Here is a 21,801-nt window from a genome sequence, read left to right on the forward strand (position 1 = left end):
AGTTGAAACGGAAAAGGATGTTTTCATGCTCACCGGCCTCAACCACTTGACCCTGGCCGTCACCGATTTGCCGCGCAGCGTCAGTTTTTACCATGACCTGCTGCAACTTCGCCTCGACGCCACCTGGGACAACGGCGCCTACCTGTCATTGCCGGGGTTGTGGCTGTGCCTGTCCCTCGACCCGCTGCGCCCGTCGGTGCCGGCGGCTGAATACACCCACGTGGCCTTTACGGTCGGCGCGGACGACTGCGCCGCGCTGGTGCAACGCCTGCGAGCCTCCGGCGTAGTGGAGTGGCGCGACAACCGCAGCGAGGGCGCCTCGTTCTATTTTCTCGACCCCGATGGCCACAAGCTCGAAGCCCATGTCGGTGATCTGGCCTCGCGCCTGCAAGCCTGTCGCGTCAAGCCTTATGCCGGTATGAAGTTTTACCCGTAGCGCGCGAAGGTGCAGAATCCCTCCACCTCTCAACTGTTTGTCAGAGTCGCGCCCATGACCCCATCCTTGCTGCTTGCCGTCCTCGCTTCGGGTTTTATCTATGGCATTACGCCGGGCCCGGGGGTGTTGGCCGTGTTCGGTATTGGCGCGGCCCGGGGCCGTCGCGCCGGGGCCGGTTTTCTGTGCGGGCATTTGCTCGGCGATGTGCTGTGGTGCAGCACCGCGCTGATTGCGATCGTGGGTGCGCGGGAAGTCGGCAGCAGCGCGTTTGATGTGCTGGGCGTGCTCAGTGGCACGTACCTGTTCTGGCTGGGCTGGCGCGCGATCCGTACCCAGCGCCGTAGCAGTGATGCACCCCAGGGCGCGGCGCGGCATCCGTTCTGGCACGGCATCCTGTTTGGCCTGACCAACCCCAAGGCGTACCCGGTGGCCGTCGCCACGTTTACCGCGTTGCTGTCCAGCCGTGCCGAGTTGCTGACCTGGGCAATGCTGCCGTCGTTGATCTTGCTGAGCTTTATCGGTGGGCTGTTGGCCTACGCGATTCTGATCGGCGTGGTGGGCGCACAGCGGGTGCGCACGGTGTATCAGCGTCACGAAATCCTGATCACCAAGCTCTGCGGTGTGATGTTTATCGGCTTCGCCATCAATGCGCTGGCCCACGCGTTGCCGGGCCTGTTCGGCAGTAAACCGACCTGAGGCGGCGACGACCGTTGGTCGCACGGGCAAGTTTTTTCTAAACCTTTGTTGCCATTAAAATTCGAATTCAGAGCGGGGTGTCTGTCCCCGCACCTATTTTTGCCCTGGAGGAACCCATCATGAGCCGCATGGCTATCCGGTTACGCACCGCCAGTTTCGCGATGCTGCTGGGCCTCGGCGCCAGCAATGCTTTCGCCCAGTCGCCTGCTGAATTCATCGAGCAGGCGTCGGCCAAAGGCATGGCCGATATCGAAACCAGCCGCATGGCCCACGCCAAAACCTCGTCCCAGGAAATCAAGGACTACACCATCGAGGTGATCAACGAGCGCACCTTGGCCAACCAACACCTGGCGGCCATCGCCAAGAAGCTCGACCTGCCCGTGGCGCCGCGCGAGAAGATCGTCGACAAAGCCGAAACCCTGATGCCCGAACTCAAGGACGGCGACTCTTTTGACGCCGCCTACACTGCGCAGCAGGTCAAGGAAAACGAAGACGCCATTGCCCTGTTCAAACAGGAAGGGGCCGCGTCGGATGTTCCAGAAATAAAGGCGCTGGTGGATGAGACACTGCCCAAGCTCGAAGAGCGTCTGCAAAAGGCTCGCGCCTTGGCCTCTACCTACGGTAAAGGCCGTCAAGGCGACGGTTGAGGCCTGTACTTGATATGGAAAACGGCGGTTGGAGCCTGAGGGATCCCCACAAATTTACTCCAAGCTCTGCGCCTGATGATGCACCTCATCACGCAGAGCATGCTCCAATATTTCCAAGTGTTCTCGGTCACCTAAACCAGTGCAACTGCGACAATACTCCAGGCCTAAACACCACAATGAAAGTACGATGGCCACCCAGACCATTTACTCCTTCGGTAGCCCATATTTTGTTCACGGTTAGGAGTCTGACAGACCAATAGGTAAACTTTTCTAAAATAGCCCCCAAGTTCTTCACCTTCAGCCCTGAAATTTTGGACGCGAACCCCCTACTGTGATTTTCGGAAATTAATTTGCTGGGTAATATCCTCCCATGCCTTTTATATATCGTGAACCGCAAAGGTCTTGGTAGCTATTGGTACAGAGATGGGTTTTTGTCGGATCGCCGTTTTTAAAATTTAGCTCTCCCATGCACCATTTTTTAGAAACCGGGTCTGTCACGTCATCACAAGCTCCAGGGTAAGCGGGTGTTCTTGTGTACACATTTACTATGTGTGAATCATTAACGAGCGCAACATTAGCAAACAAAAAACTAATAACATATTTACCATTCGACAAACCAAACCCAACGTGAAAAGCCACTTTGTCTTCGACGTAGAACTTGTTCCGATTAGGAATTGGGCTATTGCCATACACATACCTTATGCATTCAATGATGGCATCGTATATCGGAGCAGGGATAAATACGACCCTATTGTTATTAGCAAGCAAACCCAGTGCGCGCAAATTAAGTTTATATTCATCTATAGACCGAAACGAGCTTTCTTCCCATTTATTTTCCTCCATGCAACCAGCGATTGGCAAACCTGCTACAAGGTCCTGATCGTCATAATCGTACATGGCTTTTGCATAGTTCATCTTATTCACCGTCAGCATTAGGAGCGAAAACAAAAAGCTTGCCGCCCAGCCTTTTCGATAAGAACTGACCATGATGTACTCCACTTAGTGATTTTCGTATTGGGCGATTTCAGTATGGGTGCCAAGAAAAAAACCGAAAACTGTAAGAATTAACAGTTCTTTATAAAAATTCTCGATTATCACTATAGCCAATCTGAATTAACAATATTTAGCACCCTAGAAATGAGATATTTCTACCTCTCTGTGACAGGCTAGTGAACCGCGTTCAAACTCTCATTCTCTTTGCACAAATATCCCCATAAGCATGAGCAAATTGATTCTGACTGAGAGGGAAAGCTTTTTCGAAAGCAGCATGCCAGCGGGCCATGGGAATAGGGGGTTGACCCTGAGGGATCCCCACAAATTTACTCCAAGCTCTGCGCCTGATGATGCACCTCATCACGCAGAGCATGCTCCAATATTTCCAAGTGTTCTCGGTCACCGAAATCAGTGCAACTGCGCCAATACTCCAGGTCTAAACGTCACAATGAAAGTACTCGCCTTTCTTTGAGGCTGTTGCTTTGATAGCGCCGCTCCAATTGGTTCTCCCGTGCCTGCAACCCCGCTAAGAAGATGAGGTAGTTGGCCAAAATGGCAATCAACAACAATACTTCGATGCGCTTTGGACAATGGCTTCGATGCAGATTCAGACCCAATCCCAGGTGTTCACTTTTTACGTCTCGGAAGCCTTCTTCGATCTACATACGGCGCTTATAAATCGCCACGATTTTTGCTGGGCTCCACTCGATTTGCGACAAGTTACTGGCAAGTAACCACGGCTCGCGCTCACGTTTGGCGGACTGCCGGCTGAGTTTGCTTCTGGCAATTGAGCCCGTAACGCGTTGGTGTTTGCGCCCCTTGGCTGAATGGCGGACGCGGTAAAAACCGATGAAGTGAGGGGCGCTACGCGTCATCTCGACACGGCCTAACGACTTAGGGAAACTCCGAACAAGTCCTCAGATGTGCTGAAATACACTTTCACCACCTGACCCGAGCCACGCATGAGCCAGATGAGCTTTTCCGACTTTGAATACGCCGGCAAGCGCAGGCAAACCCGCCGTGAACGCTTCCTTGCCGAAATGGATCAGGTGGTGCCCTAGAGTGGTTTGTTGGGGTTGATCGAACTGTATTACCCGAAGGCTGGTGGTGGCCGTAAACCGTATCCGCTGGAGACCATGTTGCGCATCCATTTGCTGCAAAACTGGTTCTCGCTGAGCGACCCGGCCATGGAAGAAGCGCTTTATGAAATCACTCCCATGCGTCAGTTCGCCCGCCTTACATTAAGCGCGCCGATCCCTGAAGACACCACAATCATGAACTTCCGGCACTTGCTGGAGACGCATCAACTCGAACCTGCGATCCTTGCTTGCAGGAAAAAGGTCTGTCGCTGCGCCAGGGCACCATCGTCGATGCCACCATTATTCACGCTCCTAGTTCGACCAAAAACGAAGAGGGAAAGCACGATCCCGAGATGCAACAAACCAAGAAAGGTAATCAGTACTTCTTTGGAATGAAGGCCCATATTGGCGCGGCTGCAGAGTCAGGATTGGTTCATCACGTCCACGGCACAGCCGCGAATGTGGCTGACGTAACCCAAGTTGCTGAGCTGCTACATGGCGAGGAAAGCGCGGTCTATGCAGACGCTGGTTACACCGGCGTCGAGAAGCGTGATGAGCACGAAAATCGTAAAGTGATCTGGCAGATCGCGGCGCGACGTAGCACTTATTCACGACTGAATAAACGGAGCCGACTCTACAAGGCCAAGCGCAAATTCGAGTACTGCAAAGCCCTGACGCGGGCCAAGGTCGAGCATCCGTTTTGGGTGATCAAGCGCCAGTTTGGTTATGTGGAAGTACGCTTTCGTGGGCTGATGAAAAACACCGCTCAACTGACCATGCTGTTTGCTCTGTCGAACCTTTGGATGGCTCGAAAACAGCTGATGGGTATGGGCGAGTTACGCGTGTAACGCGGGGATCTGGGCTGAAAAGCCCGACGAAGCAGTGCCGACGGGCCTTTGTGTGTTAAGCAACGCTGAAAGTCGTGTTTGTTTCGACTAACAGCACGCTCACCGCGATGTTGATCGGAGTTTCCTTAGGTGATGAGGTAGCCAGAGCGTACAAATTTTTCACCGGTTGCCAGTCATTTTCTTCGCGACAATAGAGCTCACGACTTCGTATTCGGGCCACGTAATACCAGCCCTGCGCCGCTACGGCCTTCATCCAGAGGCGCCGGAAACCGGCATCAGTGACCAGGACTGGAACGCATCCATCAGGCAGTAATTCAGCCAACATTTTGATCAGGCGGCTTTGATATTTTGGGCAACTCTAGCGCTCATGAACGCTTTCATAAATAGGAAACGAGCGCCCCGCAAACGGGACTGCAGCCCTCAACAAAAAGGCGTCGCCAGGTGTATCAATTCTCGACCAGTCGACCAAAATTAAAGAATGCTTCAGGGAGCCCAATAATGCCTGCAGCATCACCCAATAGAACAGTGGCCTCTCTGCTCTCAGGTGTTGATTACCCTACAATCGGTCCACTCGCTTGATCGCGTGTTTTAGATACGCCTGACCTGGCATAAAACGTCCCAGCGCTGTCAGCGTCAGGCGACGGCCTTGTAGTAACGAACTGACACAACTCATCAGCGTTGTCAGGCGGCGAGAATGGATTGAAGGCAGTGCTTGAGCGAGCGCTCTGTGTAAAAAACGGGTGGCCTGTATGGGTTCGGTTTCTTGTTTTTGTGTGGTGCAAACCAAGTTGCCGACTCATGTAGGCTTCTTCAATGTTCCTACTTCTTGATTTTCGGTAAGAAAAATCGGGGATACCTCAGGGTCGGAGCTCATCCCACCGCCGTTTTTTATGCCGGGTTCTGGTCGGTCGCCGGCGCACTCAGAACCGCATTTCTGCCTGGCCTGTGCCTTCCAGTGCGAGCAGATACTGCTTGGCCGCAAGCCCGCCGGCAAACCCGGTCAAGCTGCCCGACGCGCCAATGACCCGATGGCACGGTGCAATGATCGAAATTGGATTACGCCCATTGGCCGCGCCCACTGCGCGCACGGCTTTCGGGTTGCCGATCTGCTGGGCGATCTGGCTGTAGCTGCGGGTTTCGCCGAAGGGGATGGTCAGGAGTGCCTGCCAGACTTGCTTCTGAAAGTCGGTGCCGGTGAAGTCCAGTTCCAGCTCGAACTGATGACGGGCGCCGGCGAAGTATTCCTGCAACTGGCGCGCGGTTTCCAGCAACACGGGGTTGTGATTGGCCTCGTGCAATTCACCCAGGCGTACACGGTTGGCGCGCTCGCATTCCCACAGGATGGCGTTGAGTTTGCCATTGCGCGCCACCAGGGTGAGCTCGCCGACGGGGGAGGGCATGAGTGTGTATTCGTAGGGCATGAGCGGGCTCCTGGGCGAGTGGGTGATGGCTCAGTCTAGAGCAACCCATTCCACTGGAAACTGCGTTTCTTGCGGTCGAATTCTCCGCCACCTTAGACGTTCCAGTAAATCCAATCGGCAAGAGAGTGATACCAATAAGGCCATGAAAGGTCATGGAGCGCCATGAGTGGCGAAGCGGTCCCCAGCACAACCATCGAGACGATGTTAAGTAGGGTGCCGATCAACGCCAGCACCATCACACGCCGGCTGGCATGGCGCCTGGCAAACCTGACGCCATACGCGGACGCAACGATCGACCCGAGCGCCAGGACCAGCCCCAGGGGAAACGGAAGCCTTACCAGAGCGACCAGCAAGGGCAATACCAGCACCCAGCCGAGCACTTGGCGCAGTACGGGTTTTGGCGTTCGGTGTTCAGGTTCAAGCATGGCAATCATCCCGGTCTTGCGGGTTGGACAGGGCGACATCATCCCGCTACGCAGGCGCTGCTGCATTCAGACTTTGCTTGAGTTGCAGCTAGCGATCCTGTTGCAGCACCTTGAGCGCCGCCGACACGAGGAACCCCGAACGGCTTTTTCACGGGGCTTTCGCAAGCGCGCTTTGCGAAGGCGATTGATGTGCCCGTGGGAACGCTTCAGAACGGGGAGCAGGGGCGCCGTGAACCTGAAGGACCGGCAAGGGCATTATTGCGTGCCCTCTACAATGATCCTGGTCACGTATTGGCGGCCCTGGAGCATAGATAACCGTCTGTGATGACCGTGTGGATTAAGCCGCGTAAGTTCTTTCGCGCAAGGCACTAGGCTGATCTTCCCTGGCCGGGAAGGTCAGCCAAAGAATGAAACGCGCCTTAGAAGGACTGGGCCAACGTAAACGGAACACGCAACGCACCGATGGGGCCTTCACGTGTACCGCACATTTCATCGTGGACGCAGTGCTGCACCAGCACACACGGAAACGGCGGAACCCGTTGCAACAGGTCGCGCAAATGCGTGGTGGAGCCGATGCGCATCGGCTTCGCATCCTCGTCCAGCAGCGTCATCGCCGTATGCTCGAGCCTGACGCGTGCGATGTAGAAACCGCCCTCCAGCGACAGCAGTTCCAACTCGCGTACTTCACCCTTCACGGCCAGTTCGGTCAGCATTTGCATATTCATGATTCACCCTCGCAGTGGGTCGTTCATTGGCGACGAAAGAACAGCGTGACCTGGCCCCATTCGACGCCAAACTTGGTCATGCTCGAACGGTTGATCAACGTGTCTTCGTCCATCAAGTACATCCAATCGTCAAAACCGACTTCGTAAACCGAGCCATCCACCGCCAGGTTGAGGCGGTAGCGCCAACGCAATGCGTTGCCGGCGACCTCGCCAATTGCCTCGCCAACCACATCACCCGCGCGCCCGCGCCAGCGCCCGGGGCCATCCGGTGTCAACGTCCACACCCGCTGCTGGCGCGTGCCATCGCTGTAGAGAAAACGCTCGTCGAGAATCAAAGCATCGCCCTCGCGTCGGCTGGCGATATCCACCTCAAAGCGCTTGGCCACTTCCCCCGAACGCTTCTGGAATATGCCCCAGGCCTTGACGGGTTTGCTGAAGAAACGCTCCAGGTCCAACTGCGGTTGCTGGTCGGCGTAGTGGTCGACCTCTACGTTGCCGCAACTGCTCAGGCTCAATACCAGAAACAGTGAAATCAGTAGGCGTGCCATGGACCGGCTCCTTGATCGTGTGGGGCTGAGTGTCGACGTTCAAGGTGTGATAGTTGTACATAAAAATATATTTGTACAGGTTTTTAGTGGGCGCTATTTTGGGAGGCTGGAAAGGTAGGGAAGCGCTGAGCGCAAATTTCACTCATAAAAAAACCGGCCACCAAGGACCGGTTTTTTACATCTCCCGTCAAAACCATCCTGACGCGAGACCAATATCTGAGTGGAGCGGGTGAAGGGAATCGAACCCTCGTTATCAGCTTGGGAAGCTGGAGTAATGCCATTATACGACACCCGCTCAGAGCGGCTGACTTTGTACCAGATGTGCGCCGGGATTTGAAGTTTTTCTTCGAAAAATGTGCAGGTTGCGTGTGTTTGCGTAGGCGACGCGCCGACCGACTGTAGGCGCGGGCATGCTCGCTCCTGCAGTCGGCTGTGTTTCAGAGTGCAAAGGCATGTTGCGTCTGGCTCGGGTGATAGCGCAATCGGCTGGCCTGCCGCGCAGGCTTCAGAAAGCCCACCACGGCGTCCCGGCTGTCGCGGCAGGCGGCTTTGTGTTCCATGTCCAGAAAATGCCCGGTGGCCTGGATTGTGCTGAAGCTGCTGTTCGTCACGTATTGCCCGAACAACTGGGCATCCTCGGCGCTGGTGTATTCGTCCCATTCGCCGTTCAAAAACAGCACCGGCACGCTGATCTGGCGCGCGGCCTTGAGGTAGCACAGACGGTCGCTATTGAGGACGTGGCTGATGTGGAAGTGCATCTGCCCGTACTCGTGCTCGGCCAGGCTGCTGACGTGGCGGTAGTTGAAGCGCTTGAACAGCGACGGCAGGTGTTTGCCGATGGTGCTGTTGACGAGGTGGCCGACGCGGTCGCGGTCGAGGTTGCCGAGGTAGTCGACGCCGCGTTCGAGGTAGTCGCGCATGGGCGCGTTGATCACCGGCGAGAATGAGCTGATCACGGCTTTTTCCACGCGGCGCGGGCGCTGGGCGAGGGCGACCAGGGTGGCTGCGCCGCCCCAGGAGAACGACAGCACGTGTTCGGCGGCGAAGTGGTCGATGAGTTCCAGGAGGATCTGGCCTTCGACTTCCTTCGTCAGCATCTGCTCATGGCGGTTATGGATTTTGGAGCGACCGGCGTAGGGCTGGTCGTACAAAACCACATTGAACTGCGGGTACAGGCTTTTCACGGTTTGGGCGAAGGACGCCGTGGTGGCCATGGAGCCGTTGACCAGGATGATGGTCTTTTCAGCCGCGTCCGCGCGATAGAACTCCGTGTAAACCCGATACTGACCCTGTATATCCAACACAGCGATTTCTGGCCTCATGTCGTAAGACTCCTGGCAAGCGGGTAGTGCGCGCAGATCACTCTGCACGAGCTTTATGACAGGTAGGCATACGCCTGGAAGATGAGTGCCCATGTCGAGCCGATGACGGCTGGCCGACGGGTGTTATCAGGGCGGGCTGTTTGCCGGGGAGGCCCGTGGATCAAGCGCGGGCGGGGCAAGGTGTTTCTTGGAGGTTATAGGCGACTCGCCAGTCATAATTTGGCTGACGGTTTGATTCAAGCAGTCGGTTCGGGATGTCGCAAGTCGCCGAGATGGGTTTTAGCCATCACCGGCCGAACGGTCGTCAGACCAGCAAAATTTCATCGGCGCTCAACGCCCGATATTCACCGGGCGCCAGCGCGCCATCCAGTTCCAGCGGCCCCATGCGTTCCCGATGCAGGCCGATCACCTTGTTATTGAAATGCCCGAACATGCGTTTCACCTGGTGATAGCGACCTTCGATGATACTCAGGCGGGCCAGGCGCGGTGCCAACACTTCCAGCTCGGCCGGTTGAGTCGTCAGGTCTTCAAACGCGAAATACACCCCCGCCGCGAAGGTGGCGGCGTATTGCGCACCGATCGCCTGCTCGGTCTCCACACGGTAGACCTTGGGCAGTTTGGTCGTCGGTTGCGTCAGGCGCCGCGACCACTGGCCGTCGTTGGTGATCAGCATCAGCCCGGTGGTGTTGAAGTCCAGGCGACCGGCGATATGCAGTTCGTCTTTGTCCGGTTCATCCAGCCAGTCCAGAACGGTCGGGTGCTGTGGGTCGGCGGTGGCGCTCACGCAGCCCGGCGGTTTGTGCAGCATGAAATAGCGCGCCGGTTTACCCGCCTGCAGCACCTCATCGTCCACGCATACCCGGCTGAATTCGCGCACTTCATGGTGAGGATCACTGACGGGCACGCCATCGACGCTCACGCGCCGTTCCACCAACAACAGGCGGACTTGCTGGCGATTGAAACGCGGCAGGTTGCTGAGGAATCGATCAACGCGCATTACAACGGCTCAGCCCCACGCAACTGTGCGTCCACCTGGGCACAGCGCGGGCACAGGCAGGCCTGGTTGCGTAATGCATCGGGCAGGGCTTCGAGCACCGCCGGGTCGATGGTGACGCTGTAGCACCAGCAGGCCTGGTCGGCAGTGCGCGGGTCGGCCAGGGTGCAGTCGTTGCGGGCGCCGCAGGCGGGGCAGAGGGTGGCTGTGGTCATTGCTCGGTTCAGGCTGGATCGGGCAGGGCGCCGAAGGTCCCTGCACGATACAGCGCCGCTCAGTCGCGTTCCAGCACCACGACCCGCTGGCCGGCACCAATCCCGCTGCCGGGCTGCACCGGGATTTCCCGCACCACGCCGGCAAACGGCGCCAGCAGTGGAATCTCCATTTTCATCGATTCCAGCACCACCAGCACAGCGCCCGCCGCGACGCGCTCACCCGCAGCCACCTGGACCTGCCAGAGATTGCCCGCGATATGGCTGTCGATGCTGTACTCATTGGCCTTCAGCGGCGTGTCTTGCCCGAGCGGCGCTGGCGGTTCCTCGCTGTCGAAGTGCGCCTGGCCGCTGGCGATCCAGCGTTCGCGCTCGGCATTGAAGGCCTGTTGCTGGTGCGCCCGAAACGCATCGATACCCGCCGCTTCACGCGCCAGAAAATCCTGGTAATCCGCCAGGTTCAACACGCTGTCCTCGATGTTCAACGCAAAGCGCCCCAGCGGAAAATCCCGACGAATCTGCACCAGCTCTTCGGCACTCACCGGGTAGAAGCGGATCTGGTCGAAAAACCGCAGCAGCCACGGTTTGCCGTCGAAGGCCGCGACTTCCCGGTAGCGGTTCCACATTTGCAATGTGCGCCCGACAAACTGATAACCGCCGGGGCCTTCCATGCCGTACACGCACAAATACGCGCCGCCGATGCCCACCGAGTTCTCGGCGGTCCAGGTGCGGGCCGGGTTGTATTTGGTGGTCACCAGCCGATGACGCGGGTCCAGCGGCGTGGCCACCGGGGCGCCGAGGTAGACGTCGCCCAGGCCCATCACCAGGTAGCTCGCCTCGAACACGCTGTGGCGCACCGCGTCGAGGTCGGCCAGGTCGTTGATGCGGCGGATGAATTCCAGGTTGCTCGGGCACCACGGCGCGTCCTTGCGCACGGTGGTCATGTATTTTTCGATGGCCAGTTGGCACGCCGGGTCATCCCAGGACAGCGGCAAGTGGACGATGCGCGAAGGCACTTGCAGGTTGGGCGTGGCGCATACGGCCGTCCATTCGCCGCTGATCAGCGCCAGCAGGTCGGCCAGGGGCAGTTGTTCTGGCTGGTAGTGGACCTGCAGCGAGCGGATGCCCGGCGTCAGGTCGATTACGCCATGCCGTGCGCGGGTTTCGAGGGCCTGCATCAGCGCGTGGCCACGAAAACGCAGCACCAGGTCGAGCTCGGGCGCGCCGATTTCCAGCAGCAGGTGGGTGTCGCCGGCCAATCGGGCAACCAGACGCGTATCTTCCTGGCCGATATCCAACACCACCGGCGACGCCGGCCAATGTGGGAGCGGGCTTGCTCGCGATGGCATCTCCTCGGTGTTGCTGTGAGACCGCGTCGCCTGCAGTGCGGGCACGCCCGGCGCCCACAGTTGATCCCATTTCAGCGCGAGATCGCGGGCGGTCTTGAGGTCCACCGGTTCGAAGCGCAGCTTGTCGCCGGCCTTGAGTTGGCCGAGTTGCCACAGGTCAGCTTCGATCACCGTCACCGGGCATACGAACCCACCCAGGCTCGGCCCGTCCGGCCCGAGGATCACCGGCATGTCTCCAGTAAAATCTACCGCGCCGATTGCATAGGGGTTGTCGTGGATATTCGACGGATGCAGCCCGGCTTCGCCGCCATCGGTGCGCGCCCACACGGGCTTGGGGCCGATCAACCGCACGCCGGTGCGGCTGGAGTTGAAATGCACTTCCCACTGCGTGGCGAAGAAGGTGTCGATGTACTCCGGCTGGAAGTATTCCGGCGCGCCATGGGGGCCATAAATCACCCGCAGCGTGCGCACCTGCGCCAGCGGTTCAGCGCGCAACTGCTGGCCCGCGTTGACGTCGACCAGCGGCAACAGATGCAGCACGTCGCCCGCGCGCAAAGCACGCCCGCCGTGCCCGCCGAACTGGCCCAGGGTGAAGGTGCTTTTGCTGCCCAGATAGTCCGGCACTTGCAGCCCGCCGCGCAGGCACAGGTAACTGCGCGCGCCGGCTCCGGCGAGGGTGCCGAGGCTCAGCACCGACCCGGCTTCGATCAGCAGCGCGGTGTTCATCGGCACGGGTTGATCGTTGAGCAGCAGCGCAATATCCGCCCCCGTCACCGCCACCACGGCGGCGCAATTGAAGCGCAACAGCGGCCCGCTCATGGTGATTTCCAACGCGGCGGCGCCTTCGCGATTACCCAGCAGACGATTGCCCAAGCGCAGTGCGCGGCTGTCCATCGGCCCGGAAGGCGGCACGCCCACGGCCCAATAGCCGAGCCGGCCGGGATAGTCCTGCACGCTGCTCTGCGTGCCTGCGCTCAGGACTTCAACGGTGTCGGCGTGGTAGACCAGATCTTCCAGGCAGCGCGTCCACGGTTGGCCACTGGCAAAGGGTGCGGCCAGCAGAATCTGGCGCAGGTAGTCGCGGTTGGTTTCCACGCCATAGAGCTGGCTGTCGCTCAAGGCTTGATGCAGCGCCAGGCGCGCCTGTTCGCGGCTGGGCGCCCAGGTGATGAGCTTGGCGATCATCGGGTCGAAGTACGGCGGGATCTCACAACCGGCCTCGACCCACGTGTCGATGCGCAACCCTTCGGCCAGCGGAAAGTCCACGTGGGTCAGCAAGCCCGGGCTCGGCTGGAAATCCCGGCCCGGGTCTTCGGCATACAGGCGCGCCTGGATCGCATGCCCTTGCGGGTTCAATACCAGGCGGGTCAACGGCGGCAGTTCACCCGCCGCCAGTTGCACCATCCAGCGCACCAGATCGACGCCCCAGACTTGTTCGGTGACGCCGTGTTCCACTTGCAAGCGCGTGTTCACTTCGAGGAAGTAGAAGCGGCCGTCGGCGCGGTCGAAGATAAATTCCACCGTGCCGGCGCTGCGGTAATTCACGGCCTTGGCCAGGGTGATTGCCGCCGCGCACAGGGCCTCGGCCATGCCCTCCGGCAGGTTCGGTGCCGGGGTTTCTTCGAGGACTTTCTGGTTGCGCCGTTGCACCGAACAGTCGCGCACGCCGAGGGCGATCACCTCGCCCGCGCCGTCACCGAACACCTGCACCTCGAGGTGGCGAGCGTGTTCGATGTACTTCTCGATAAACACCCCGGCATCGCTGAAATTGTTCTGCCCCAGGCGTTTGACGGCCTCGAAGGACTCGTTCAACTGCGCGATGTTGCGGCACACGCGCATGCCGATGCCGCCACCGCCGGCGGTGCTCTTGAGCATCACCGGGTAGCCCACGCGGTCGGCGGCGAGCAAGGCAGCGTCGAGGCTGTCGAGCAGTTCGCTGCCTTCGAGCAAGGGAATCTGCTGTTGCTTGGCCAGCGCCCGGGCCGTGTGCTTGAGGCCGAAGACGCGCAGTTGTTGCGGGGTCGGCCCGATGAAGGCGATGCCGGCGTTTTCGCAGGCTTGCGCGAAGGCGGCGTTTTCCGAGAGAAAACCGTAGCCGGGATGAATCGCGGTGGCGCCGCTGGCTTTGGCGATGGCGAGGATTTTGTCCACCGCCAGGTAGGTGCCGGCCGCCGCGCCTTCACCGAGGCTGTAGGCTTCGTCGGCTTGTTGAATGTGCAGGCTGGCCGCATCGGCTTCGGCGTACACGGCGACGCCCTTGACGTGCAGTTCACGCAAGGTGCGCAGGATGCGGCAGGCGATGGCGCCACGGTTGGCAATCAAGAGTTTTTCGAACATGGGCAAAACCCTGCGGGCCGTCCCGCAAAGTGAGGGAGCACTACGGTCGTCCGCAGTGCCTGTCATGAGTGTGGGAGGGTGCTTGCTCCCCCCTCAGGGTTCAGCGGTTTCGCAGGCACTGCCCGCTGCGGGCCTGGCACAGCGCAAACAGCCAACCGCGCAAGCGCTTGAACTTCAGTTCCATACGAGTAACTCCGCCGGGGTCGGGTTGTAGGCATTGCACGGGTTGTTCAATTGCGGGCAGTTGGAGATCAGCACGATCACGTCCATCTCGGCGCGCAGGTCGACGTACTTGCCGGGGGCGGAAATGCCGTCTTCGAAGGTCAGCCCGCCGTCGGCCGTGACCGGCACATTCATGAAGAAATTGATGTTCGGCCCGATGTCGCTTTTGCCCAGGCGGCCGTCGTGGGCGCAGGCCCGCAGGTAGTTGTCGCGGCAGCTGTGCATGTAGCGCTTTTCCAGGGCGTAGCGCACGGTGTTGCTCTCTTGGGCACAGGCGCCGCCGAGGGTGTCGTGGCGCCCGCAGGTGTCTTCGACGAGGGTCAGCATCGGCTGGCCGAGGTTGGAATACAGCACGCTGCCGGTGCCCAGGTACACGTTGTTCTGGCGGCGCAACGTGCGTTGCACGTCGTAGCGCTCGCGAGGGTTTTTTGCGCTGTAGAACAGTGTATCGACCGCCTGGTTGCCCTCCAGATCAAGGATGCGCAGGGTCTGCCCGGCCTTGACCTCCATCAGCCACGGCTCGCCGGCGGGGATGGTGGCGCGGTACACCGCAGTGTCCGGTTGTTTCAGTGCGATAGACATGGCAGCTCCTCAAGCGAACAGGCGGTCGGTGTTGATAAAACCGCGCGCGTTTTCCGGGCGCGAGGTGCGGCAGTGTTCGGCGACGCTTGGGTCGGCGTTCGTCCAGCTCAGTTTCAGCGGTTGTGGGGCGTATGCGGGGTTGGGGTCCATCGGGTGTTGCAGGGCGGTGAGCACCACCAGGGTGTCCATCGGTGCGTAGAGTTCGATGTAGTCGCCAGCGGTGGAATTGCCCGGCACGAAGTGCAGGCCGCCGCCGTCATCCACGCTGACTTTGCTGAACAGGTTGAGGGTCATCAGCAGGTCGGAAAGGCCCAGGCCCCACTTGCCCAATTCCACCAGCAGGTTGTCGGTGCCGTTGCGGTAGAAGCCGTTGCGCAGTTCCTGGTAGCGCCCCTGGCCGTATTTCTCGGCCACCTCGGCCGCGCACAGCACGCCGCCGATGCTGTCACTCCAGCCGCAGGTGTCGGCGGTGATCGCCGCCAGTACGCGGCCCATGTCCGAGTACAGGCAGTGGCCGCGGGTGAGCTTGGCGGTGTGTTGGCATTTGAGGCTGTCGGGCAGGTTCAGGCGTTCGGTTTTTTCGTTGGCGTTGAGCAGGGTCAGGCTGGCGTTGGCGCCGCCGCGCAGGTCGGTGAGTCGCAGCAGTTGGCCGCGCTTGAGCACGAAGGAGCGGTGGCCGCCGCCGGGCAGCATTTCTTCGGCGAACGGGGGGAATAGTTGAGTCGAATCGGTCATTGGGAAGTCGCTCCAAGTTCGGCGGCGAGCGCCTTGCGGCGTGCGCTGTTCAAAGGGATGTCGTAGGTGATACGCGCGCCATAGGCGCCGGGGGCGTGGGGGTCGACGCGGACTTTGTCGAACACCAGCAGGCGCGTGCCGAGGCTGAAGCCTTCGCTGAGGTCGTGGGTGACCATGAACACCGTCAGCCGGGTTTCGCGCCACAGTTCCAGCAGTAGCTGGTGCATGTCTTTGCGAATGCCGGGGTCGAGGGCGCCGAAGGGTTCGTCCAGCAGCAATATGCGCGGTTTCATGATCAAGGCCTGGGCGATGGCCAGGCGTTGCTGCATGCCGCCGGAGAGCTGCGCCGGGTACTTGTCGAGGGCGTGGCCGAGGCCGACTTTGTGCAGCAGCGCGGCGGCCTGTTCGCGGGCGGCTTTTTTGGCCTTGCCGAACAACCGTCCCAGCAACGGCGAGCGCGGTAGCTCAAGGCCGAGGGCGACGTTGTCGAGCACGCTCAGGTGCGGGAACACCGAGTAGCGCTGGAACACCACGCCACGGCTGGCATCCGGCTCGGCGGCCAGGGCTTGGCCGTCCAGCAGGATCTGGCCCTTACTCGCGGTTTCCTGGCCCAGCAGCAGGCGCAGAAACGTCGATTTGCCACAACCCGAGGTGCCGACCAGCGTGCAAAATTCACCCTCGGCGACCTGCAGATTCAAACCCTCCAGTACCACCTGATCGCCATAGCGCTGCCACACATTGTTGACGCTGATAAAGCTCATGCCCGCGCTCCTTCGTACCAGGGGAACGCGCGCCGGGTCAGGGCCTTGAGGCCCCAGTCCATCAGCCAGGCGAGCAGGGTGATCCACACCACGTAGGGCAAGATCACGTCCATCGCCAGGTAGCGGCGCACCAGGAAGATCCGGTAACCCAAGCCGTCGGTGGAGGCGATGGCTTCGGCGGCGATCAGGAACAGCCACGCCGAGCCCAGCATCAGCCGCAGCGAGATCAGCAGGCGCGGCAGCAATTGCGGCAACACCACGCGCAGCATCAGGGTCCAGGTCGAGGCGCCGAGGGTCTGTGCCTTCACCAGCAGCTCCAGCGGAATCTCGCGTGCGCGCTGTTCCAGGTCGCGGGCCAGGCACGGGGTAACGCCGATGACGATGAGCATCACCTTGGACAATTCCCCCAGGCCAAACACGATGAACAGAATCGGCAGGATCGCCAGCGGCGGCACCATCGACAGCACCGTCAGCAACGGCGACAACGGCGCGCCGAACAACGGCAACGTCCCGGCGGCAATGCCCAGGCACAGGCCGGCGAGGGCGCTGATGCCCAGGCCGAGCGCGAGGCGGCGCAGGCTCGACGCGCTGTCTTGCCACAGCACGTAGTCGCCGGTGCGGCTGTCGGCGCTGAACGCCAGGCGCTTGACCGCCTCGAACATTTGCCCGGCACTGGGCAGCAGTTTGTCGTTGGGGTTATCCGCCAGGCGCTCGGCCGAGCCCACGAAGTAGGCGAACAGCAGCAGGGCGAACGGCAGCAGCACCAACAACAGGCGGCTGGAACGGTCCGGGTGACGGTTGATCAGGCGCATGGCCGGGTCCTCTTACAGCGTGCCGTCGGCGGCCATCTGCACGTAGCGGGGGTCGAATTGCAGCTTGAGGTTGGCTTTGTCGCCGCTGGTCACGCCATTGGCGAAGCTCATGCCCACGGCGCTGGTGTCCTTGGCCCCTTCACCCAACAGGCCGTGTTGGAAGGAGAACTCGGCGACCTTGCGCATGGTCGCTGGCAACTGCGCGCTGGTGGCGAAGGCCAGGGCTTCTTTGGGCGTGGCGAACAACTTGGTGGTGTCCAGTTGCGACTGGAACCCCTTGAGGTCGGTGCCAGAGGCCTTGGCCATATGCTCCAGGGCTTCGCTGCTGGCGGCGCCTTTGGCGTTCATCAGCGCGACCACTTCAAACCAGGCGCCGGTGAGGGCTTTGCCCAGGGCCGGGTTGTCCTTGAGGGTCTGGGTGTTGACCACCATCATGTCCATGATTTCGCCGGGTACTTTGCTGGAGTCGAACACCTGAGTGACGCCGGGTTTGGCGTTGATCGCGGAGAGCATCGGGTTCCAGGTCGTCACCGCTTGCACCTGGTCGGTGTTGAAGGCGGCGGCGATGTCGGCGTCGGAGGTGTTGACCACTTTCAGGTCTTTCTCGCTGAGGTCGGCCGACTCCAGCGCACGGGCCAACAGGTAGTGGGACACCGAGAGTTCCACCAGGTTGACGTTCATGCCCTTGAGATCGGCCACGGTCTTGCCGCTGCCTTTGAGCACCACGCCGTCGTTGCCGTTGGAGAAGTCGCTGACGACCAGCGCGGTGCTGTCGACGCCACCGGCGGCGGGGATGGTCAGGGCGTCCATGTTGGTCATGGTGCAGCCGTCGAACTGGCCGGCGGTGTACTGGTTGATGGATTCGACGTAGTCATTGAGCTGCACCACGTCGATGGTGATGCCGTACTTCTTGGCCCACTTGTCGAGGATGCCTTGGCTGCCGGCGTACTCCCATGGCATCCAGCCGGCATAGATCGTCCAGCACACGCTGAAGTGGTCTTTGGCGGCGGCTTGGGTCTGGACGCTCAGTAGAGCGGCAAAGGCGGCGGCGAGCAGGGCGGGTAAACGGATTGCGGGCATGGGGCTTCTCCAGTTGATCGAGGGCGAGCAGGAGCAACGCGGCACCGTGAACGGTGGCTTGTCTCCCGGGCTTTTATCCCGCCGTGTAACCTCAACTGGAGGTCGCCAACTCTCGGACCAGCCACTCGCGTTTCGCGAGCCGGAACCCTAGTCGGCCATTGCAAATTGTGGTGCCGCGAACCTGTGATGAATCCTGCACGCAAGAGGCAAAGCGAGAGTCGTGCCAAGTAGGACGCGGGCGCGTAGATCGCGGGTTTGCGCGAAACGCCCCACGCCTGAGTGCGGGCGGGTGCGTCGCACTGGTGCGTCGCCGCACTGCAATGAGGCGCTCGGTTTGCCCGAAACAGATGTTTCAGTCTGTGTCGAAATCGCACCAGTTTCGCTTTTTGATGTCAGATGTTTCGTCATTCAGCAAACGCTGAATGCCGCTCCCCAGCGTCGCTGGCGGTGCTCTTTCGCGGTCCAGGAGGCCGCCATGTATCGACGACTGCTTCTTCTCGCTGTGCTCGGTCTGACCCTTTCTGCGTGCGTGCCCTATTACGATGGAGGCCCAGGTTATTACCGTTCCGAGGTCTATACCGCACCGGCCCCGGTGTATTACTACGGCGGCGGCCCGGCGTATCAATATCGGCGTGACTATTACCCGGCACCGCGTTACTACGCGCCCGCCCCGCGTTATTACCCGCCGGCGCCGCGTTACTATCCAGGGCCCCGCATGGGGTACCGGTCTTATCCAAACCAGGGCTGGGGTGATCGCTGGGGCAATGGCGGGCGTGGTCGCGGTGGCGATCATGGCGGAGGCCGCGGAGGCCATCGTTGACAGGTCTTGAAGGCAAGCGGCGCAGGAAGCGCCGCTTTTTCGTAGCATTTTGCGCTACTGTCAAATTTAACAGCTATTGTCTGGGGTTCTAGTGTATTTAACTGGGAGAGGCAGTTGCACCTTTTCGATTGCCCAGTGAGCGAATGGAGCCCAGATGATCAGACAATTGGTGTGCGTTTTACTCCTGATGGTCGGTGGCGTTGCCCACGTGCAAGCGGAGCAAGGCTGCCCTTATCCCTCGGCAATCAAATATGTCGACGGCTACTTCCAGGCGACGGCTGGAACAGTGCTGTGGCAAAGCCCGAAGATCGGTCATCGGGCGTTTGTCGACCAGTTTATTGGCGCCATTTTTACCCCGGGCAAGGAGCAGGATCGCGAAAGCGGCTATGTCGACAAGTGCAGCTACCTCTCCAACGAAGGGCAGAGGGTGGACTTGCGATACGGCAGATCGGGGGAGGTGGAGACGATGTCGCTGACAGATACGTTGCATTGGCGCCTCGCCAGCGACCCCTTCGGCCTGCCGGTGTATATCTGCCAGGACAGTCAGCCGGACAATTGTTCATTCACGGTTAAAAAGCCAAAAACCTGACTGTCAAAAGTAGGAGAAATCCGCAAGCGGATGGCGGCCTTCCCAGGCTTTGTTGAAGTGGGCCTGCACCACAGCCTCTGGAATGGCATTGATATCCGGCCAATGCCAATGAGGCTTCTGGTCTTTGTCGATCAACCGCGCGCGGACCCCTTCGCTGAATTCCGGGTGGCGGCAGCAGTTCAGGCTCAGGGTGTATTCCATCTGGAACACCTCGGCCAGCGACAGGTGGCGGGCGCGCTGGAGCTGTTCCCACACCAGGTGCGCGGTCAGCGGGCAGCCTTCGCTGAGGGTCGTGCCGGCGCGGCTGAACAACGGGTCTGCGTGGTCGCGCAACAGGCTCAAGGCACGCCAGGCACAGCGCACGTCACTGACATCCAGCCATTCATCGATCTGCGCTCGGCGTGGCAGCCATTGCGCCTCGGGTTGCTGGTCGACGGCTTCCTGGGCCAAGGCCTTGAGCAGGCTGTTGAGCTGCATCGCGGTCTGTTCCTGCCAGTTCAGTTGCAGCAGGCCTTCGAGCAGTTCGTCTTGCTGGTCCTCCCGCAGGAAACGGTCGGCCAGGCCCAAATCCAGCGCGTCGCGGCCGTTGATATGCGCGCCTGTAAGGCCGAGGAACAACCCGAGCTTGCCTGGCAGGCGCGACAGGAACCAACTGGCGCCCACGTCCGGGTACAGGCCGATGCTGATCTCGGGCATGGCCAAACGGCTGCTGGGGGTGACGATGCGCACCGATGCGCTTTGCAGCAAGCCCATGCCGCCGCCCAGCACATAACCGTGGCCCCAGCAGATCAACGGTTTGGGGTAGGTGTGCAGGCGATAGTCGAGGCGATATTCCGCCGCAAAAAACTGCGCGGCCAGGTCCGGCACCACGCCGGGTTGTTCGCGGCAGGCCTGGGCCAGGCTGCGCACTTCGCCGCCGGCGCAGAACGCTTTAGGCCCATTGCCGCGCAATAGCACGCAGACGATGTTCGGGTCTTTGGCCCAGACGTCCAGGCGTTCGCCCAGGGCCAGGATCATCGGCAGGGAGAGGGCGTTGAGGGACTTTTCGGCGTCCAGGCTGGCGATGCCGATGCGAGCGCCACCGCTGCCGGTCAGCTCTTCGAAGTGCAGGTTCATCGTGACCTCAATCGGGAAGGTGAAGATTCAGTATGATCGCTTCATGGGAAAGCGCCGGTTGTGTGTCAGATCAATTGACAAGCGGGGTCGGCTTTCCTAGGGTTCGCCTCATTCTTTTTTACAAGACAAGTCAATCATGACCGAAGGCGACCGTATCAAACTCGAACCCAGCTGGAAACACGCCCTGCGCGATGAGTTCGAGCAGCCCTACATGACCCAACTGCGTGAGTTCCTGCGCCAGGAGCACGCGGCCGGCAAGGAGATCTACCCGCCTGGCCCGTTGATCTTCAACGCCCTCAACTCCACGCCGCTGGACAAGGTCAAGGTGGTGATCCTCGGCCAGGACCCCTACCACGGCCCCGGCCAGGCCCACGGCCTGTGCTTCTCGGTGCAACCGGGCGTGCCGGCGCCGCCGTCGCTGGTCAATATCTATAAAGAGCTCAAGCGCGACCTGAACATCGACATCCCCAACCACGGCTGCCTGCAACGCTGGGCCGACCAGGGCGTGTTGCTGCTCAACACCACCATGACCGTCGAACGCGCCAACGCCAACGCCCATGCGGGCAAGGGCTGGCAGTTCTTTACCGACCGGATTATCGAAGTCGTCAGCGAGCACCAGCCGCATTTGGTGTTCCTGTTGTGGGGCGCCCATGCGCAGAGCAAGCAGAAGCTGATCGATGCGACCAAGCACCTGGTGCTGACGTCGGTACACCCGTCGCCGTTGTCGGCGTATCGCGGGTTTCTGGGCTGCGGGCATTTCAGCCGCACCAACAAGTTTCTTGAGCAAAATGGTGAAGCGCCGATTGATTGGGTGTTGCCACCGGTCTGACGCTAGGGCTGCGATGAAAGACTGTCTTTTGATATAAGTTTTTGATATTTAAAGTATTTTTTGTTTTTCATGGCGCACCCTTTTTCTTCAGTTGGCGGATGTACCTGTTAGTTCTGACAGTATTCACCTTGAGCTCAAGCGTATTAACTATTCTCTCTGACCTCCGGATCGGGTAACCCCCCAGGCGGTGGTCAATGGCCGTTTTTTGAAGATCGCCAAGGAG

General features: G+C 60.2%; 21 protein-coding genes, 1 tRNA gene, 5 pseudogenes and 1 riboswitch. Of the genes and pseudogenes, 8 read left to right on the forward strand and 19 right to left on the reverse strand.

Features of this window, described 5'->3' with window-relative positions; genetic code table 11:
• Positions 1-25 precede the first annotated feature (25 nt).
• From fos to P3S72_RS08265, 3 genes are all read left to right on the forward strand, one after another.
• Positions 26-436 carry a fosfomycin resistance glutathione transferase gene (gene fos / locus P3S72_RS08255; RefSeq protein ID WP_276196938.1) on the forward strand — a complete coding sequence of 137 codons (411 nt, stop codon included), beginning with the start codon at positions 26-28 and terminating at the stop codon, positions 434-436.
• Between the two features lie 54 nt (positions 437-490).
• Complete coding sequence (locus P3S72_RS08260; RefSeq protein WP_276196939.1) at positions 491-1,132, forward strand: LysE family translocator; 642 nt, start codon at positions 491-493, stop codon at positions 1,130-1,132.
• Positions 1,133-1,251: 119 nt separating this feature from the next.
• Positions 1,252-1,779, forward strand: a complete 528-nt coding sequence (locus tag P3S72_RS08265; RefSeq protein WP_017844866.1) for a DUF4142 domain-containing protein — start codon at positions 1,252-1,254, stop codon at positions 1,777-1,779.
• A 54-nt stretch (positions 1,780-1,833) separates the two neighbouring features.
• Here the strand turns inward: P3S72_RS08265 and P3S72_RS08270 are convergent.
• From P3S72_RS08270 to P3S72_RS08280, 3 genes and pseudogenes are all read right to left on the reverse strand, one after another.
• A pseudogene (locus P3S72_RS08270) lies at positions 1,834-1,965 on the reverse strand (IS4 family transposase); the annotation flags it as partial.
• Positions 1,966-2,124: 159 nt separating this feature from the next.
• Positions 2,125-2,766, reverse strand: a complete 642-nt coding sequence (locus P3S72_RS08275; RefSeq protein ID WP_276196940.1) for a hypothetical protein — start codon at positions 2,764-2,766, stop codon at positions 2,125-2,127.
• Positions 2,767-3,098: 332 nt separating this feature from the next.
• A pseudogene (locus P3S72_RS08280) lies at positions 3,099-3,677 on the reverse strand (transposase); the annotation flags it as partial.
• A 57-nt stretch (positions 3,678-3,734) separates the two neighbouring features.
• Between P3S72_RS08280 and P3S72_RS08285 the strand changes: the two are divergent.
• A pseudogene (locus P3S72_RS08285) lies at positions 3,735-4,699 on the forward strand (IS5 family transposase).
• Between the two features lie 124 nt (positions 4,700-4,823).
• Here P3S72_RS08285 and P3S72_RS08290 read toward each other — a convergent pair.
• The 3 genes and pseudogenes from P3S72_RS08290 to P3S72_RS08300 all read right to left on the reverse strand — a co-directional run.
• A pseudogene (locus tag P3S72_RS08290) lies at positions 4,824-5,450 on the reverse strand (IS4 family transposase); the annotation flags it as partial.
• A gap of 169 nt (positions 5,451-5,619) precedes the next feature.
• Positions 5,620-6,120 carry a methylated-DNA--[protein]-cysteine S-methyltransferase gene (locus P3S72_RS08295; RefSeq protein ID WP_276196941.1) on the reverse strand — a complete coding sequence of 167 codons (501 nt, stop codon included), beginning with the start codon at positions 6,118-6,120 and terminating at the stop codon, positions 5,620-5,622.
• Between the two features lie 92 nt (positions 6,121-6,212).
• On the reverse strand, positions 6,213-6,545 hold the full coding sequence (locus tag P3S72_RS08300; RefSeq protein ID WP_276197909.1) for a hypothetical protein: 333 nt from the start codon (positions 6,543-6,545) through the stop codon (positions 6,213-6,215).
• A 150-nt stretch (positions 6,546-6,695) separates the two neighbouring features.
• Between P3S72_RS08300 and P3S72_RS08305 the strand changes: the two are divergent.
• Positions 6,696-6,860: pseudogene (locus P3S72_RS08305) on the forward strand (transcriptional regulator); the annotation flags it as partial.
• A 104-nt stretch (positions 6,861-6,964) separates the two neighbouring features.
• Here the strand turns inward: P3S72_RS08305 and P3S72_RS08310 are convergent.
• The 12 genes from P3S72_RS08310 to P3S72_RS08365 all read right to left on the reverse strand — a co-directional run bounded on the left by P3S72_RS08310 (position 6,965) and on the right by P3S72_RS08365 (position 18,224).
• Positions 6,965-7,270, reverse strand: a complete 306-nt coding sequence (locus tag P3S72_RS08310; protein ID WP_276196942.1) for a DUF6482 family protein — start codon at positions 7,268-7,270, stop codon at positions 6,965-6,967.
• 23 nt (positions 7,271-7,293) lie between these two features.
• Positions 7,294-7,818 (reverse strand): DUF3833 domain-containing protein, encoded by a 525-nt coding sequence (locus P3S72_RS08315; RefSeq protein ID WP_276196943.1) that lies wholly within the window; start codon positions 7,816-7,818, stop codon positions 7,294-7,296.
• A gap of 221 nt (positions 7,819-8,039) precedes the next feature.
• A tRNA-Gly gene (locus P3S72_RS08320) sits at positions 8,040-8,113 on the reverse strand.
• Between the two features lie 142 nt (positions 8,114-8,255).
• On the reverse strand, positions 8,256-9,140 hold the full coding sequence (locus P3S72_RS08325; protein ID WP_276196944.1) for an alpha/beta hydrolase: 885 nt from the start codon (positions 9,138-9,140) through the stop codon (positions 8,256-8,258).
• A 304-nt stretch (positions 9,141-9,444) separates the two neighbouring features.
• Positions 9,445-10,137 carry a pseudouridine synthase gene (locus tag P3S72_RS08330; RefSeq protein ID WP_276196945.1) on the reverse strand — a complete coding sequence of 231 codons (693 nt, stop codon included), beginning with the start codon at positions 10,135-10,137 and terminating at the stop codon, positions 9,445-9,447.
• Entirely contained in the window at positions 10,137-10,349 is a 213-nt protein-coding gene (locus P3S72_RS08335) for a cysteine-rich CWC family protein (RefSeq protein ID WP_017844882.1), read from the reverse strand. Before P3S72_RS08335 ends, P3S72_RS08330 begins: the two co-directional genes overlap by 1 nt.
• 59 nt (positions 10,350-10,408) lie before the next feature.
• Entirely contained in the window at positions 10,409-14,032 is a 3,624-nt protein-coding gene (uca, locus tag P3S72_RS08340; RefSeq protein WP_276196946.1) for an urea carboxylase, read from the reverse strand.
• A gap of 174 nt (positions 14,033-14,206) precedes the next feature.
• The gene (locus P3S72_RS08345; protein WP_276196947.1) at positions 14,207-14,836 is read right to left on the reverse strand and encodes an urea amidolyase associated protein UAAP2; all 630 of its coding nucleotides are present in this window, start codon (positions 14,834-14,836) and stop codon (positions 14,207-14,209) included.
• A gap of 9 nt (positions 14,837-14,845) precedes the next feature.
• Positions 14,846-15,571: an urea amidolyase associated protein UAAP1 gene (locus P3S72_RS08350; protein ID WP_276196948.1), complete on the reverse strand. Its 726-nt coding sequence runs from the start codon at positions 15,569-15,571 to the stop codon at positions 14,846-14,848.
• Positions 15,568-16,332: an ABC transporter ATP-binding protein gene (locus P3S72_RS08355; RefSeq protein WP_276196949.1), complete on the reverse strand. Its 765-nt coding sequence runs from the start codon at positions 16,330-16,332 to the stop codon at positions 15,568-15,570. The genes P3S72_RS08350 and P3S72_RS08355 overlap by 4 nt, the downstream gene beginning before the upstream one ends.
• Positions 16,329-17,144 carry an ABC transporter permease gene (locus P3S72_RS08360; protein WP_253393967.1) on the reverse strand — a complete coding sequence of 272 codons (816 nt, stop codon included), beginning with the start codon at positions 17,142-17,144 and terminating at the stop codon, positions 16,329-16,331. Before P3S72_RS08360 ends, P3S72_RS08355 begins: the two co-directional genes overlap by 4 nt.
• A gap of 12 nt (positions 17,145-17,156) precedes the next feature.
• The gene (locus P3S72_RS08365) at positions 17,157-18,224 is read right to left on the reverse strand and encodes a putative urea ABC transporter substrate-binding protein (RefSeq protein ID WP_276196950.1); all 1,068 of its coding nucleotides are present in this window, start codon (positions 18,222-18,224) and stop codon (positions 17,157-17,159) included.
• A gap of 60 nt (positions 18,225-18,284) precedes the next feature.
• Positions 18,285-18,386, reverse strand: a riboswitch (guanidine-I (ykkC/yxkD leader).
• Positions 18,387-18,699: 313 nt separating this feature from the next.
• Between P3S72_RS08365 and P3S72_RS08370 the strand changes: the two genes are divergently transcribed.
• The gene (locus P3S72_RS08370) at positions 18,700-19,044 is read left to right on the forward strand and encodes a hypothetical protein (RefSeq protein WP_276196951.1); all 345 of its coding nucleotides are present in this window, start codon (positions 18,700-18,702) and stop codon (positions 19,042-19,044) included.
• Positions 19,045-19,198: 154 nt separating this feature from the next.
• The gene (locus tag P3S72_RS08375) at positions 19,199-19,633 is read left to right on the forward strand and encodes a DUF3757 domain-containing protein (RefSeq protein ID WP_276196952.1); all 435 of its coding nucleotides are present in this window, start codon (positions 19,199-19,201) and stop codon (positions 19,631-19,633) included.
• A 3-nt stretch (positions 19,634-19,636) separates the two neighbouring features.
• Here P3S72_RS08375 and P3S72_RS08380 read toward each other — a convergent pair whose 3' ends face one another.
• Positions 19,637-20,749 carry an enoyl-CoA hydratase/isomerase family protein gene (locus P3S72_RS08380; RefSeq protein ID WP_276196953.1) on the reverse strand — a complete coding sequence of 371 codons (1,113 nt, stop codon included), beginning with the start codon at positions 20,747-20,749 and terminating at the stop codon, positions 19,637-19,639.
• Between the two features lie 136 nt (positions 20,750-20,885).
• On the opposite strand from P3S72_RS08380, the gene ung reads away from it, so the two are divergent.
• On the forward strand, positions 20,886-21,578 hold the full coding sequence (gene ung, locus P3S72_RS08385) for a uracil-DNA glycosylase (RefSeq protein WP_276196954.1): 693 nt from the start codon (positions 20,886-20,888) through the stop codon (positions 21,576-21,578).
• Positions 21,579-21,801 lie beyond the last annotated feature (223 nt).

It is taken from the genome of Pseudomonas sp. D3 (genome assembly GCF_029320995.1).
GTDB lineage: Bacteria > Pseudomonadota > Gammaproteobacteria > Pseudomonadales > Pseudomonadaceae > Aquipseudomonas > Aquipseudomonas paraveronii.